We start from the raw sequence: 14,611 nt of genomic DNA, 5'->3' as shown, positions 1-14,611 counted from the left end.
CTTTTCATGCTGACAGCACCCTTCCCTTGTAAGTCCACCTGAATGGTTTTGCCATGGTCCTGTTGAAGTATTTTATGAAATCGAGAATTTTTATTCCAAGATTTTCGGTGCTGCTGAATGACTCACGTTTAAGCAACTTTCTGACCAGAATACTAAACCATATTTCGACTTGGTTCATCCACGAGGCGTGTTTCGGGGTGTAATGAAAAACAATATCATGATCGGGGCTCGTCAAAAAATCCTGTCGGCTTTTTTGGGATTTCAATATTCCAGATTTGCCCTTTTCACCGAGAGAGTTTGTGTCGACACCAATCTGGCTTGCCACGAAAACGACCAAGGACTCTGACTGATGAATGTTAAGATTATCGAGAACGAAATGCCACTTTGCGACAGATGGGGATTTTGAAATCAGATTATTCAGGTGATCAACAAAATCAGATTCAGTTCGCGACGGGCCGAGCGATGGATGAACAACCTCACCAGTTCCCACGTCGAAATTGGCTATCATCGTGAGCGTCCCATGTCTTTTGTAATTGAACTCATGTCTTTCGACTCGACCTGGCTCGCCAGGTTTATCTGGTGCAGTTCTTTCCAGCGCCTGAATGCCGCATTTCATCAAGGCTAATCACCCGACCGCCCTCCTCGGTAATTGACGGCGCCTTTTCATAGATCTCACAAATATTGGCTACCTTTTCATCAAAGCGCTCGTCTTTTTTTGTGTCCAAATAATATCGCATAAGGTGAGGTTTGATGTCGGCTTCGTTTAGCAGTCGTCCGACGTGTCTTGGCGATATAGAGTCGACAAAGCCTTGTTTTTTGAGTTCGTCTGCAAGTTCTCTTGGTGTCCAGTGGCTAATTGGCCGACCATAGTTGCTTGGCTTCTCACATGCCATCGCAAACAATTGGCAAATAGGCTCTGGTGTGAAAGTCCCAGGGGCGCCTGATCTTGGCGCATCATCCAAAATCGCAGAGACCGAAAGTCCGGAATCACGGCCGGCCATCCATCGATTAATCCAACGCGACGCAGTCGCTCCACAGATTTGCAATTTTTTCGAGATGCTCGCAGGGAGATGTCCTTCTGCCGCCAGCAAAACAATATCTGACCGAAGTGCCAACTTCTGCTGGGTATTGTGGCCGTTGCTCAATTTTTTAAATCTTCTTTTGTTTTCTAAAACCAACATAATTTTTCATCTTTCACCTTTTTTTATTTACCTTTCGGCCGATAGTATGTGTATCTGTATCGGACAAGGAGTGTGATGAGAATGGCAAACAATTTTTTAAAAATGAGCGAGCGCATTGAAGAAATAAAATCTCAGCTTGGAAAGCGGAATAACTTTAGAGCTGGAAGTCTATCAGAACAGTATAATGTTTGTGAAAAAGGCGGAGGCTGCCAATAGTTAACTCTTAAAGCACGATATAGCGGACCTGGCTGGACCACTTCGAGGACCGATCCTCATTGGGTTGTAGCTACTGTATCGAATATTTCTGGATAAACTTGAGTCGTGTTTTTTAAAATCTCATTTGGGATATTGGCGATGAGGCGGATTTGCGACTCGATTTCAATGAGCTTCCTGATCAGGGTTTCTTTTTTTAGAGTTGATGCTATTCTGGAGTTAAGGACCTCTGATTCTAGGATATTCCGAGCTGATGTGATTGCCGAAGTGTCTTGGCCAGCTAAAAAGAACAAGATGTTTTTCAAATAGATCAGGGCAAGATTTCCTTGGGCCGGAATCTTTGAATTTAAAAATTCGCAGACCAATTTTTTGCAATTATCAAGAGGAGCCTCAATTTTTGAAGCTAGGGATTTCATTCTCTCGTTCATCCTTTTCCAAAAAAGTGCATAGATCGACTCCAGATTGTGAGTGAGCGTTAGCAGGTATTCCTGGTTAACTAAATTTCGCAGTATCCCGCCGAAGTAGGTGTGATCGAACTTCTTCTCGGGGTGTTTGATCTTTTGTGAATCAAATATCGCAAGAGCCTGAAGGATTAGATTTGCGGTGTACTCAGAGGCATTAAGTTTCTTCCTAAACACCTCGGGTGATGGTGGATTTAAAGCTTCAACGGCAAGACTGAGCGCCTCGTCTTTTGCCGCCGTCATAACTGGGGTTGCAAGCTCATTTTTGAAGCGATTGGCCAGAGCCTTAATTTCTTCTTGGATGGCCGTTCTCTCGGCTTCAGATAACGGAACCGCTTTGCTTGATAGGTCGCTTGCGGACTTCCCACCGAGACTCCCTCGAGGTGAAAAATTCCGCAGCTGGGTGAAAAGCTCAACCATCAGATTTGCGACTTCCCTAGAAAGATCCTTTTCATTTGACGCATTGATTACGATCTTCCCCCCTTGCCCGTGAACCCAATTCTCAAATACCTTAAAATTGTTCTCTATGATGCCGTTGCTTTTTGAGTTACCAGGAAATATTTTTATTATTTCTATTCCCATGGAGTCTAAATAACTCCGGATTACCGGCAAATTCTCACTCAACCGGTTATCTAATACAATCGCCATTGGTGATATACCAGAGGCCTCTCTTGAGAGCTTTATGGCCTCAAGAAGATTCTCGCTGCTTTCTGACTCATTAATTACTCCACCAACCAATACTGTTGTTTTATGGTCAATGAGTCCCTGCCAAACCCAGCGGAAATGGTTCCCATTGATCACTAAATTTATATTCTTACCGTCACTACCCCAAACCAATCCCGGAGCAAATCGCTTGATCAAATCAAGCCCAGTATTTTTTAAAAAAATCCCCTTGGGACTCACAAACCCAAGCCCCAGAAGCAGTCTCGAAAAGGATCGGTACCCTAGACCCAGCTCCAATAACACCTCAGGATTTTTATCACAAAAATCCTTCACCGAAGCTTTTCCTGATCTTCCTTTGAAAAATTCAGCAAGCTTGTCCACAACTTGCTCAGGCAGAGATGATGGACCTGGCCCCTCATCATTTTTATCGTTATTTTGTCCTTTGATCTTTTTTAAAGTGTCCTCTGGGATCTTCGTGAGCCTACTCACTTCCCCCCAAGAAAGCTCAAATTCCTCTTTTTTGGAAATGAGAAAGACTTTAAAATCGTCACTCAGCTGATGGCGCTCAACCTTGATCCAGCACCCAGGATGACTTGATTGATATTCATATACTGCTGATAAAAACGATTGTTCCCTGAGACTTTGCTGAAGCTTTTTAACTTCAGCAATCTGTGATTGATTGTTCACTTTCTTTGTAAAAAAAATCGACCTTACCTGCTGCAAAATCGAAGCATGATCAACCCCGAGCTCTTGACATACATCTTTCATTTCAAGCTGGATACCCATCCTTTTCAATGCTGGCAGGCCAATATAAAGACCTGCCGCCTGGATATGCTTTGGGATTTCACTGAGGTTCATAAATAGTATTTTCAATACATTTGAGCCCGATTGACAACAACAAATTATTTAATTTTTCCCACGGCCACCTTCAATAATTCCTCCCATACCCCGTTCTTTGATGATTCTCGAGGTTTTCTATGGTCCCAACCATATAAAAATCGGTCAGCCGGAACCTCAGACTGGGAAAGACCCATATGGGTTCTTTCAAAATTATAAAAATCTATCCATTCTCCAATCCCAAGATCTGCCTCCTCAAGACTTGAAAACTCCTTCACCCGCAATAGCTCCTTTTCAATCTGCTTATTGACGGACTCGATTTTACCATTTGATCTTGGGGATCCCGCTTTGATGTGCTCTATTCCATATTCGTCGCCAATCAATTTCTGGAACCGATTGACCCCATTCCAGCTGTAGAAAGCACTTCCCGCGTCCGTCATAATCACCTGCATTCGTCCGTATTTTGAAATGCAATCCTCAAAAACTTCTATAACTGCATCGATGTTCTCACTATCGGAAATCTTGTGACCACATAAAAATCGACTAAAATCATCCTGCATCAAAAGCAGAAAGACCTTTTGTTTGTTGATGTAAAAATGCTTGAAGTCCATATGCACAAGCTCTCGAGGTCTCGCCGCCTCATAGCGAAAAACTCTCTCGTCTTTTTCCTTTACCTTTGGAAGCTCATATCCATTTTCCTCAAGAATATTTCTAACTGTTGCCACACTGATACGAATACCTTCTCGCTTCAACTGATTCTTAAGCTGGGTTGGCCCAAGCCCGGGCTTTGATTTCCATAAATCCAAAACCCTCTGCCAATGTGAATGATGACCGCTGTAACTTCCTGATGCTGATCCCCGTTCAACGGGATTTCTAGACAATGTCTCCCGTCGCTGCCACTTGGCTAAGGTTGGCCCACGCACGCCACTGAGCCTCTCAATTTCCCAGCCCTCCAAGCTCGAACTCGCCTCTATAACGAGCGCTTTTTGCTTATTACTGTACCGACGATTCCGAGGGCCCTTTGCTCCGACTTCTTTCTTGATTTGTTCAAGCTTGGCTCTCAAAATTCCAAGCTCTTCTGCCGATGACATTTCTCCTCCTTTGTTTGGAGGATCGGACATCAAAGACCTAGACTGGACCTGCTATAAAGTGCTTTAGAAAGTTACCCATTACACTTAATGCATTTATCTTTGCGATTTGAAATTTAGATTTTTCATCGCGCATCCCACTGTTAGCCAATCATCAGCAACTGGGTTTGAAATTAACCATCCAAGTGTTCCTTCAATGTTAGAATAAAGAGTGTCATCTTCTACAACTGGAAATCCTACATATGTTTTTCCAATTAGAAAATTTAGTGAACTGAACTTATAATGAGCCTAAGTCTTTTGTTTGATGGAGATTCCCGCGATAACTCAACAGCTGTTTGACGGACAAGGGGTCAGTACCCTCAATGATCGAGATCTTAGCGTGCGCATTAATCTGAATTTGTCTGCAAAGCTATTTTAGACAATTTGACAAGAAAATACCGGGTCAGAATTGACCCGGGACCTGATTCAATATTGATCTCTGTCTTGAAAAAAAGAAGCGGAGGTGAATCACGGGCAGAGCTATCATAGTTTGGGCGACTCTCAAAGCGATGGATGAATCTGTTGCTAAAAAAGTTCAAAAAGACTGCCGTTGTGGGTGCGGAGGTCGGCTTTATAGAGCTGATTTTCCTCGGAAAGTACGGGGGGTTGAGGCCGACACCCTTGAAGAGTGCAGGCGCCGGTTTCCAAAGGGTTCATTTTCAGCGGTCAGCCGGTCCTATGGTCCAGTAGTGATCCCCGATGTTTGAGGGCACGCGCGGTCTTTGGGCCTAGTATTTATAGATGGAGACACCCATAGTTATTAACGCCAGTTCGGAGCTTAAGCTCCTGAACTGACTTTACTTTTTTCGTTTTTCAGCATCGCGCCGGGTGTTTTCGGTGGTCATGATCATGTTCGACTTTTCAATTTCTAAAGTTATCCACGCATCTGGGCAGCCCTTAAATCTCTTAAAATTTTGCCTGTCGTTCAATTTCTCGCAAAGTTTTGCCTGATGAACTGAGTCTTTTTTCTTCCTTGATGGACGTAGCTTAAATTAAAATAAGGCCCGTGTTTTTTAGGTTTTCCGTCCTTACATGCGCACCCAGGCCCCGCAGATGTTGTACTGCTTTGATAGACTCCCCGGCCAAGGGCTGATTTCGAAAATCTTCCTTTTAGCTTATTTATCTTTCTTCAATCTGTTTTTTGGTCATTGTTTTCTCAATTCCGACATGTCATATATGAGCTAGTTATTTATACATTGAGATTTGAGATGAACAACAAAATAAATTTGCTTTTCTCTCTTGTTATATCGACGACTTCTGCTTGGAGTTCGAACCCGAGGAGGAAGAAGCTCATTGGGGAAGGACTTGGCCATTTCGGAAAAAATGAGCCTCGTGGAGGTTCTAACAATTTATTTGGTTTCAGACCTCGGGTTGGAGGTATCTTAAGAACTTCTATCAATATATTCAAGATCCATCACAAGATTGAGCTTCCAAACTTGCTGAGCTAATAACGATTCGTGGAGACTAGGGCCGAGGGGCCACAGTCCCCTAAATTGCTTGCTCCACTTCTTAGGGTTTGTTAAAAAATAACTTGATGTATTCTAGATCCCCTCTATCATCTACTTGATGGATGAAAAAAATCTAAAAACTTGGAAATCCCTTATTCCGAGCCTCTCAGAAGCCCAGAAGAGGTGGTACATAGGACAAAAGGCGATTGAGCTTGGCCGAGGGGGTATTGCTCAAATGCACTCTTTGACGGGACTTTCAGAGAATACGATAATTCGTGGAATGCGCGAAGTAAAGCGTGGAAAACCAGAAAAAATGGGAGCGCGGGCGCGTAATCGTGGAGGTGGGCGAAAGCGTATTGAGACAACCGAGCCCGATGTTTCTGCTTTGCTGCATGAAATTTTAGATGAATCGACGGCGGGGGATCCAATGAGTCCAATCAAATGGACTCGCAAATCGTGTCGAACAATCGAACAAGAATTACGTCGTAAAAAAATTGATGTCAGCTATCCGACTGTCTGTCGACTGCTTCACGAGAGTGGCTATACACTGCAGTCCAATCGTAAAGATAAGGAAGGCAAATCTCATCCAGATAGAGACCTTCAGTTTCGATTTATCGCTGGCCAAGCCAGCGTTTTTTTGGATACGGGAAGACCTGTGATTTCAGTCGACACCAAGAAAAAGGAGCGGGTTGGCGAGTTCAAAAATGCCGGAGAAACCTGGCGAACCAAGGGAACCCCGGAGAAAGTGAATGTTTACGATTTCCCAAATTTAGCCATAGGAACCGCGGTTCCCTATGGGACTTACGACGTCGCTCGAAACGAAGGTTTTGTAAATGTTGGGATGTCGCACGACACTGCCGAGTTCGCAGTGGAAAGCATTCGCCAATGGTGGAAGCTCGTTGGTAAAAAGCACTATTCAAAGACCAAAGAATTATTAATTTGTGCCGATGGTGGAGGCAGCAATAGTTCAGCGAGCCGTCGCTGGAAAGTAAATCTGCAAAAATTTTCAGATGCGACTGGATTGAAAGTTACGGTTTGTCACTATCCGCCTGGCACAAGCAAGTGGAACAAAATCGAGCATAGGATGTTTTCGTTCATCAGCATGAACTGGCGAGGAAAGCCTCTTGTGAGCTACGAAACTGTGGTAAATTTAATTGGTGCAACAAAGACCGCAAAGGGACTACAGGTGCGGGCGAGGCTTGATCGTCAAACTTATGAAAAGGGAATCAAGGCGACCGATGAGGAAATGGAAAGTTTAGCAATTCAACGACTGGAGCCATTTCCACGGTGGAACTACATAATATCTCCCCGAAAGCCCAACACCACGAACTAGTCTAATACATCAAGTTATTTTTTAGGGGGGTTGAATCGGTATTTTGCGCTTGGAGGCAATATGAATTCGCAAGCGCCACCTATTTGCAGGCCAAGGAAAATGGTGTTGAACGAGCGTCAGTGGACTATCCTTTTCCAAATTTAAGGCAGTGTTGCCTTTTGTGCGGCAAACCCAACTGTGCCAGGTGGAAGGGGTACTTCGTTCGTCAGTATCAATGTGGTATTTTGGGAAGTTGTGGCCTGATTGCCATTCATGCTGGACACTGCAAGAATGAGAAACGTGACTTTTGTTATTTTCCAGATTTCCTGGTACCGGGCCGCCGTCTAGCGAGAAAGTCCTTTGAAAAGTTCATTGATGTTTTTCAGAAAACCCATCAAATCCGAGTGAGTATTGACCAGTTGCTCGCAGGATTTGAATCGGACTTAAGTCTAGCGTTATCATCGGCCTACAACTTTCTTTATGCAGCCATCCGTCCACTTCGTATCAATCATGAAAGGCTCATGATCCTAGCGCCTGTGCGGTCCTCTGTTTTTGTCTATTACGAGGTTCCAAGAGTGGTGCTCCAGAACTTATTTTCCTGGTCAGACTGTCCCTGGACAGGGCTTCAAGAAATCATTCTTCACCCTCCTTAAGATAAAAAATACCTGAATATATTTTGAGCCGACAGGTTTGGAATAAGAAAAGGGACGATTATGTTAAAGCGGCTTCCTAACATTAAGAAAGGAAGGACTTTAAGATGAACGAAGACATAAGAAAGGCGATCGGACTGATTCGCCACCAAATTATCTCGCCGGTGCTAATGGAAACTGGGCGCGGGCAGATGAAATATTTTAGGGAGATTTGCCGCCAGGAGTTTGAATACCCGGGAGGCGAAAGAAAGATATTTTCTGCAGAAACGATGAAGGGTTGGCTGAAGAGCTATCGCAAACATGGCTTTGCTGGGCTAGTCCCGAAAGAGCGAAGTGACCGGGGGTTGCAGAGATTTGCAATGGGTGGATTGGGGGCGAAAATTATTGAGCTTCGTCAGGAGTTGATGGAGCTCAGTGCGGCCCACTTTTACCGTCGCTGTTTGAAGGAAAAGATATTAGGTGATCCACCACTTTGTGAGCAGACGTTGCGAAGATTTTTAAAGGCCCAAGATTTGACCAATAAAAATGCGTCATCACTTAAGGGCCGTAAGCGCTACGAGATGGATCGATTTGGCGAGTTATGGGTGGGAGATTTTATGCATGGCCCGATTTTAGAGGCGCCCAAAAAGAAAAAAGCCATTTTATTTGGCATCATTGATGATCATTCTCGGGTGATTGTGGGTCATCGTTGGAGTCTGGTGGAGACGACACTTCCGATTGAGCAAGTTTTTAAGGAAGCCATTTTAAAATATGGTAAACCCGATAGACTTTATCTCGACAATGGTCCGAGTTTTTCCAGTAAATATTTACGCACTGTTTGTGCGCAATTAGGCATTGGCCTAATCCATTCTAAGCCCTATGACTCACCATCAAGGGGCAAGATTGAGAGATTTTGGCGAACGGTTCGGGAGAAATTTTTAGTTGATTTTAAAGGGACCTCACTGCGTGAACTCAATGACTCCTTTGATATATGGCTCAGGGCTGAGTATCATTTGGTCCCCCACGCAGGGATCAGTTGCAGACCATTGGATCGTTACCAAGTCTCCCTGTCTGAGTATCCTCGGCCGCGTGTGAATGAAGAGGTTTTGGAGGAATTTTTCTTAATGGAAAAAATTCGTCGTGTGAACAAAGATGCGACGATTTCTTTGAACAGTCTCATTTACGAAGTTCCTACTCAGTATATTGGCCAAAAAGTGCAGATTCGCTATCGTCAGGACAATCAGCGGGAATTATTTTTATATGAAAAGGACAAGCGAATCACCGCAATTAAAGTGGTGGATGCTAGAGCTAACGGCAAAAAGTATCAACCAAGAGCTCGCGCAACGGTGATCTCATACCAATCGGAGCAGAAATGATGGAGGCTTATTTTGGATTAAAAAACATTCCCTTCACTCAAGAGATCAAAACTACGGATCTGATACCAACTTTTGATATTAAAGAGGCTGAAGCCAGGCTCCATTATCTAAAGCAGCATCGCGGAATTATGCGCCTGACCGGAGAGCCTGGCAGTGGAAAGACTTCGATCCTTCGACGATGGGTGGAGAGTCTAAATCCGCAGTCCTATTTGCATTGCTACACGCCGCACTCAACGGTCTCAAAAACGGATTTGTATCGTCAGATCAATGCCCTTTTGCATTTGCCATCGAAGGTGCGAAAGTCTGACTTGTTTAACCAAATCCAATCGGCAATTTGGGCGCAGTACACCCAAGGGAAAGTGACGTGCTTGATCTTCGATGAATGTCAGATGATGGATCATGCGACATTGCAAGAACTGGTGCCGCTAACAAATTTTGTAATGGATTCTCGCTTGCCGTTTATTTTGTTGATGGTGGGGCAACCCGAGCTTTTAGATAAGCTTAACCGCTCAGTGCATGAACCGCTCAAACAGAGAATCCAGATCCATTACCATATGGCAGGGCTTGATGGGAATGAGACCAAAAGTTATGTTGAAGCCCAGCTGGCTCTAGCTGGTCGGCGGGACCCACTTTTTGATGTCTCAAGTTTTGCTGTAATCCATCAACTCTCTGGCGGCTTGCCACGCAAGGTGAATAGCCTAGCCGTCGCTTCGATGAAAATGGCGATGTTTGATAAGCGCCAGCTCATTGATGGCGATCTTGTCTTGAAGGTGGCGCCAGAGGCTTTGGGATAATCTATGAAGGGAAAAACAAAAATTTACCTTTTGACGGAAGAAGAACTTGAGCGTTTCGATCAGCTACTGACGGCGGTGGGTCAGGCCTATTGGTCCATTGTCCACCAAAAATCCAGCCATGTTCCCAATATCAAACTGGGTGCAAAAAAAATCACAAAAAAGGAAGAGGATTTTTACCAACTTCATTTGGATCTTAACAGGGTTTTCCCAGAATTAGCCGTCTAAAAGCGCAAACTTTCCTTTGTTAATAAGTGTTTCAATCTGATATTTTTTCTCCACAGGCTTCAGCAGCGAAAAATAACGGATTTTAAACAAAAAAAGCATAGGAACGTTTAGTCAAAGCTAACTAGACTGCCCGTCTAGCGCTATAAATGCTCGCTATGCTAGCAATATTTTTACCGTCACCAATTCGAAAAATCTATTTTTTATTCAGAGATATATTCACAGCGTCAGGGTTTTCCTATGACGAAGGCTGTGCGGCGCTGCTCTTCTTTATGCTGGGATGTCAGAGCCTTTGTGATTTTGTTCGTAGGTGCCCCTGGAGCCCCTCAGTTTCTTCACTTTCAAGAGCTGCAAGAAAATTTGAACCAAATAGATTTATGCGCCGAAATCAATCAAGGATTTTGAAGAAAATTGCCAGATGCGGTCATAGCGACTTCTGTTTTGCTGTCGATGATACGGCCAATCCGAAGTATGGGAACAACGCGTTTGCTTCCGCCCCATTTCATTCCTCAGGGGGGCCATATTTTGGGCAGAAAATATTGGTTCTTGTTATCGTCAATTTAAAAACCGGACAGGCCTTGCCCATCAGTTATGCTTTTTTAACTGGTAAGAAAGATCCTGATCATGTCCCTGGACATTTTCGAGCTATTGACTTAGTCCAGGCGGCGATTCACAGCGGGTTTCCTCCACTTCCTGTTACCTCAGATAGTTGGTTTGATTCCAAGGAATTCATTCGGTCTGTCAAGGACCTGGGGTGTGAATTTGCTGGAGAACTTAAGGCCACGAGACTTGCTAGAACAAATTCAAATTCTGGAAGTTCAAGACAAAAGCTAAAATTATGGTTTGTAAAGCTCAAAAAAATTCGCCTGACACGATCGCGCTTTCAAAAGAGGCATGAGAAACGCGGCAAGGCCTTCAGCCAAGCAACTCTGTTCATCAAGGACCTTTATATACCACTCACAGTCATTGCTGTTTACAATCGAATTAATGGATCCACACCGTTCGCCTTCTATGCAACGACTGACCTTTCAATGACCGGGGCAAGGCTTTGGAAGTATTCGAGAGCGAGATGGGCGATTGAAGTTATGTTCCGTGATCTCAAACAATCTCTCTCGTTTGGAGGGCTGACTGCAGGAGGGGAAGGAGGGGCACACATGGCAGTGTGCATACCGCTAATCCTTTTAACCTCGATTCGGCTTGATGCGAAAGAAATTTGGGGGTCGGAGAGCAAAGAAACATTGGGAACTACGGTCCAGAGACACCGGGAAATCGCTCTTGCAGAGGCCATCGATGCCATTGTTGCGAGTCCTCACGGTTCAAGGGCTGAGCGGCTGCGGGCGCGCAGAAAAAATCCCAATGAAAAACCCACCAACCTCTGTGGAGAAAAAATATCAGCCTGAAACACTCATCAACAAAGGAAAGTTTGCGAATTTAGACGGCTAATTCTGGGAAAACCCTGTTAACAACGAAATTGACATTTGAGCTTGATCCAAAAATTTAGTACCAAAAGACACCTTGATCGGATCGGCCTGGATGGCCGACCGAAAGCGGGGCCTGGGGTGCGCAAGCATCCCAGCAGGCAGGATGCCTTTCCTCTGAGCACAGATTAACAAATAAAAATGATCGATCCCACTGAAAATAACGTGTCGCCAACGGCACGGGTGAACTTTTAAGAACAACGCAAGTTCAAGCAATATCTGAGCTCGAAATGCTGGGTTAAAAAGTTAGTCACGATTCCGTACCAAACTGAATATTTAATATTTTTACCCGAGGCACAATACCCAAAAAATAGGGTCAAACAATCATGACTTCAAGTTGAAGAACAATTAGGAATTTAACAAGACTTTCATTTGCAATACGAGACGAACCGGTACTCAGTCCCTTGGACATTGGTGGGGATGACGATCACTGTGCGAGTGGAATGACCGGGAGTTGAGAGTTTATTACAACGAGAAATTTATCTGTTCCACGAGCGAAGTTATTTAAAGAACAGAGTATTCACAACGGAAGCCCACCGGACTGGGCTCTTGAGCGCAAGCCTGGCGCCATCAGAGAGACCTGGCGGTTGGGTTATGTGAAGAGCCTGGGGCCAAAGATGGCAGAATATGTGGAGTTGGTGCGCCAGGGCCCCAGGAGTCTGAAATACGAACTTTCACGACTTGTGGCGCTGGTCACGGTGTATGGAGAGTCGATGGTGCTGGGTGCTTGTGGTGAGTGTCTTGGTTCTGGGATCATTGGCGTGGATAACCTGGAGCTTTTCTTAAAGCGTCAGCATCATCCTTCGAATACAAATCTGAACCCAGAGCCGATTAAATTTAATAGCGAAAAACTAAACCGGGTTCATCCGGCAGTCGATCTTCGAAGATACGACGCACTCTACTTCGAGGGGGAAAACCAAGTAAGTGCGGCAAGGATGAGGAAGATGGAAACCATGAACAAGCTACTTGCGGAGGGCCTCTCAGAGCTGAAGCTAAAGCACTGGAGTCAGGCCATACACCAGGATCTGCCAAAGATGAAGGATCAGGACCGGGATCTGATCTCGAAGTACCTAAGTCAGTGGATCTCGATCGAGAAGTCAGAGCGGCACAGTTCAATGATCCAGAGCAAGATCAGAACAGCGAAGTTCCGCCGAGTTCAGACCGTGGAGAACTTTGACTTCCGTCACTCCAAAACGACGGAGAAGGTTGAAAAAAACCTATTTGGCACTCCACGCGGGTATTGCCAAAGATAATCTTCCGTCAGTTGTTTTTTACCGGCCATGCCGGGACGGGCAAGACACATCTGGCAAGGGCCTTAGGCTACTCAGCATGCCAGAAGGGTTTATCAGTTTTGTTTCTAACCGCAGCTGAGATGGTGAATCATCTTCAGCACGCGCAGAAGACTTTTAATCTTGAATCTGAACTAAACAAATACAGAAAACCTCAGGTCTTGATCATTGATGAGCTGGGATACGTGGCCTTGGACACACAGGCCAGCAACTTGTTCTTCCAAGTGATCTCTTCCAGACATGATGCGGATTGGGTACGATAGCTACGACCAATCTGCCGTTCGGAAAGTTCAACCAGATCTTTGCCAACGATGCCATTGCCCATGCCATCGTAGACCGGCTCGTCAATGAGGCTGAGGTTTTTACATGGAGGGAGACAGCTATAGGCCACATCAACGACAGCAAAAATGAAGCGAAAAAAACTCGCTAGGTTCGCATAATTAAAAGGACATACTTCATAAAAAAGGGGCCATGTATCCTGAGATTTCACTAGGGTTTTCGTACATATTCCCAAGGACCGCGTCGAGTGTAGAGATCAGCTGTTCTTCGCTTTCAAAGTGTTTATTGTGGGTTCCTGACTTTCTTGTCACTTTCCACAAAGCCTCTGCAGCATTGAGTTCTGGGCAATATGGAGGGAGATTGTGAACCTCAATCCATTTTCTATTTTCCTTGAACCATTTCCATGTTTCGGGACTTTTGTGGTACGAAGCATTGTCCTGAACAAAGTAGACTTTTTTGTTTTTCTCAAACATCTCAGTGCCCATATATTCCAGGAAATTCAGGTAGGACGGGACGTTGAAGACTTCGTCTGCGCTATAAATGAACTTTGAAGAAGTAACATCAACACAACCAAATATTTTGACAGATTTTCTCTGGCCGGTTACGGGGACTAGTGGCTGACAACCTTTTCTTGACCAGGTTCGATGAAGCGTTGAATCCTGACGGAAGTTTGCTTCATCTTCAAAGATTAATCGTGATTGAGCCCTCTTCGCTTTTTTTTAATGGACGGGTAGGTCTCTTTAACCCAGCGTTCTCTCCTTTCACTATCAGCATTGGCTAAGAGACGTTTCGGACTTTGCACTGAAAAGCCAAATTCCTGCAAAAGTTTCCACACATGCCCGGGGTGATACTGCACTCCGAACTCATCATCGATGATTTCAGCAATTAATTTTGAAGTCCACACACCAGTTAGCAAACCGTAGGCGATTGGGCCACTATCAACAATATCGGAGATTAAGATTTTTTGTAGGTCAGAAAGGCGAGATGGCCTCCCTGACCGTTCGCCCTCCATCAATCCTTCAACCCCTTGCTCCTCATATGTCTTAAGCCATTGGGAGACCCTTGATCGCGTCGCTCCAAGCAGGACAGAAATTTCACCACTGCTATTTTGTTCATTATTTAGGAGCACAGATCTAATACGTTTAGACACTCTGTATGCACCGTCAGTATTGGCTTCTGACTCCATGCGGGTTAGTTTATTTATGGTCTTTGGGTGTAAATTTAAATATCTCGGTTGCATGATTAGGTCATAAAACAGGACCATTGGAAAATCAACTATGTCCTTTTAATTATGCGAACCTA

General features: G+C 44.6%; 15 protein-coding genes. 9 read left to right on the top strand and 6 right to left on the bottom strand.

Going from position 1 to position 14,611, the window contains the following annotated elements:
* Window positions 1-4: 4 nt before the first annotated feature.
* The 4 genes from IPL83_08485 to IPL83_08470 form a co-directional block, all read right to left on the bottom strand.
* The gene (locus IPL83_08485) at window positions 5-616 is read right to left on the bottom strand and encodes a transposase (protein MBK9039184.1); all 612 of its coding nucleotides are present in this window, start codon (window positions 614-616) and stop codon (window positions 5-7) included.
* A complete protein-coding gene (locus IPL83_08480) occupies window positions 573-1,181 on the bottom strand; it encodes a transposase (protein MBK9039183.1) in 609 nt (202 codons plus the stop codon). The genes IPL83_08485 and IPL83_08480 overlap by 44 nt, the downstream gene beginning before the upstream one ends.
* Window positions 1,182-1,453: 272 nt before the next feature.
* The gene (locus IPL83_08475) at window positions 1,454-3,376 is read right to left on the bottom strand and encodes a hypothetical protein (GenBank protein ID MBK9039182.1); all 1,923 of its coding nucleotides are present in this window, start codon (window positions 3,374-3,376) and stop codon (window positions 1,454-1,456) included.
* 44 nt (window positions 3,377-3,420) lie between these two features.
* Window positions 3,421-4,446 carry a transposase family protein gene (locus tag IPL83_08470; GenBank protein MBK9039181.1) on the bottom strand — a complete coding sequence of 342 codons (1,026 nt, stop codon included), beginning with the start codon at window positions 4,444-4,446 and terminating at the stop codon, window positions 3,421-3,423.
* Between the two features lie 1,602 nt (window positions 4,447-6,048).
* Here IPL83_08470 and IPL83_08465 point away from each other — a divergent pair.
* The 9 genes from IPL83_08465 (at window position 6,049) to IPL83_08425 (ending at window position 13,460) form a co-directional block, all read left to right on the top strand.
* Window positions 6,049-7,263, top strand: a complete 1,215-nt coding sequence (locus tag IPL83_08465; protein ID MBK9039180.1) for an ISAzo13 family transposase — start codon at window positions 6,049-6,051, stop codon at window positions 7,261-7,263.
* Window positions 7,264-7,382: 119 nt separating this feature from the next.
* Window positions 7,383-7,895, top strand: a complete 513-nt coding sequence (locus tag IPL83_08460; protein MBK9039179.1) for a hypothetical protein — start codon at window positions 7,383-7,385, stop codon at window positions 7,893-7,895.
* Between the two features lie 104 nt (window positions 7,896-7,999).
* Window positions 8,000-9,247, top strand: coding sequence for a DDE-type integrase/transposase/recombinase (locus IPL83_08455; GenBank protein ID MBK9039178.1), 1,248 nt, complete (start codon window positions 8,000-8,002; stop codon window positions 9,245-9,247).
* Window positions 9,244-10,041: an AAA family ATPase gene (locus tag IPL83_08450; protein ID MBK9039177.1), complete on the top strand. Its 798-nt coding sequence runs from the start codon at window positions 9,244-9,246 to the stop codon at window positions 10,039-10,041. Before IPL83_08455 ends, IPL83_08450 begins: the two co-directional genes overlap by 4 nt.
* Before the next feature lie 3 nt (window positions 10,042-10,044).
* Window positions 10,045-10,266, top strand: a complete 222-nt coding sequence (locus IPL83_08445; protein MBK9039176.1) for a hypothetical protein — start codon at window positions 10,045-10,047, stop codon at window positions 10,264-10,266.
* 374 nt (window positions 10,267-10,640) lie between these two features.
* On the top strand, window positions 10,641-11,663 hold the full coding sequence (locus IPL83_08440; GenBank protein ID MBK9039175.1) for a transposase: 1,023 nt from the start codon (window positions 10,641-10,643) through the stop codon (window positions 11,661-11,663).
* 695 nt (window positions 11,664-12,358) lie between these two features.
* Window positions 12,359-12,994 (top strand): hypothetical protein, encoded by a 636-nt coding sequence (locus IPL83_08435; GenBank protein MBK9039174.1) that lies wholly within the window; start codon window positions 12,359-12,361, stop codon window positions 12,992-12,994.
* A complete protein-coding gene (locus IPL83_08430; protein ID MBK9039173.1) occupies window positions 12,982-13,293 on the top strand; it encodes an ATP-binding protein in 312 nt (103 codons plus the stop codon). The genes IPL83_08435 and IPL83_08430 overlap by 13 nt, the downstream gene beginning before the upstream one ends.
* Window positions 13,281-13,460 (top strand): ATP-binding protein, encoded by a 180-nt coding sequence (locus tag IPL83_08425; protein MBK9039172.1) that lies wholly within the window; start codon window positions 13,281-13,283, stop codon window positions 13,458-13,460. The genes IPL83_08430 and IPL83_08425 overlap by 13 nt, the downstream gene beginning before the upstream one ends.
* 25 nt (window positions 13,461-13,485) lie before the next feature.
* Here the strand turns inward: IPL83_08425 and IPL83_08420 are convergent, their stop codons facing one another.
* Together IPL83_08420 and IPL83_08415 are read right to left on the bottom strand one after the other, a co-directional pair.
* Window positions 13,486-13,998 carry an IS630 family transposase gene (locus tag IPL83_08420; protein ID MBK9039171.1) on the bottom strand — a complete coding sequence of 171 codons (513 nt, stop codon included), beginning with the start codon at window positions 13,996-13,998 and terminating at the stop codon, window positions 13,486-13,488.
* Window positions 13,998-14,459, bottom strand: a complete 462-nt coding sequence (locus IPL83_08415; protein MBK9039170.1) for an IS630 family transposase — start codon at window positions 14,457-14,459, stop codon at window positions 13,998-14,000. Before IPL83_08415 ends, IPL83_08420 begins: the two co-directional genes overlap by 1 nt.
* Window positions 14,460-14,611 lie beyond the last annotated feature (152 nt).

This window comes from Bdellovibrionales bacterium (genome assembly GCA_016716765.1).
Lineage (GTDB): Bacteria > Bdellovibrionota > Bdellovibrionia > Bdellovibrionales > UBA1609 > JADJVA01.
Note: the sequence above shows the minus strand (reverse complement) of the source record. Positions and strands in the feature narration are given on the sequence as shown.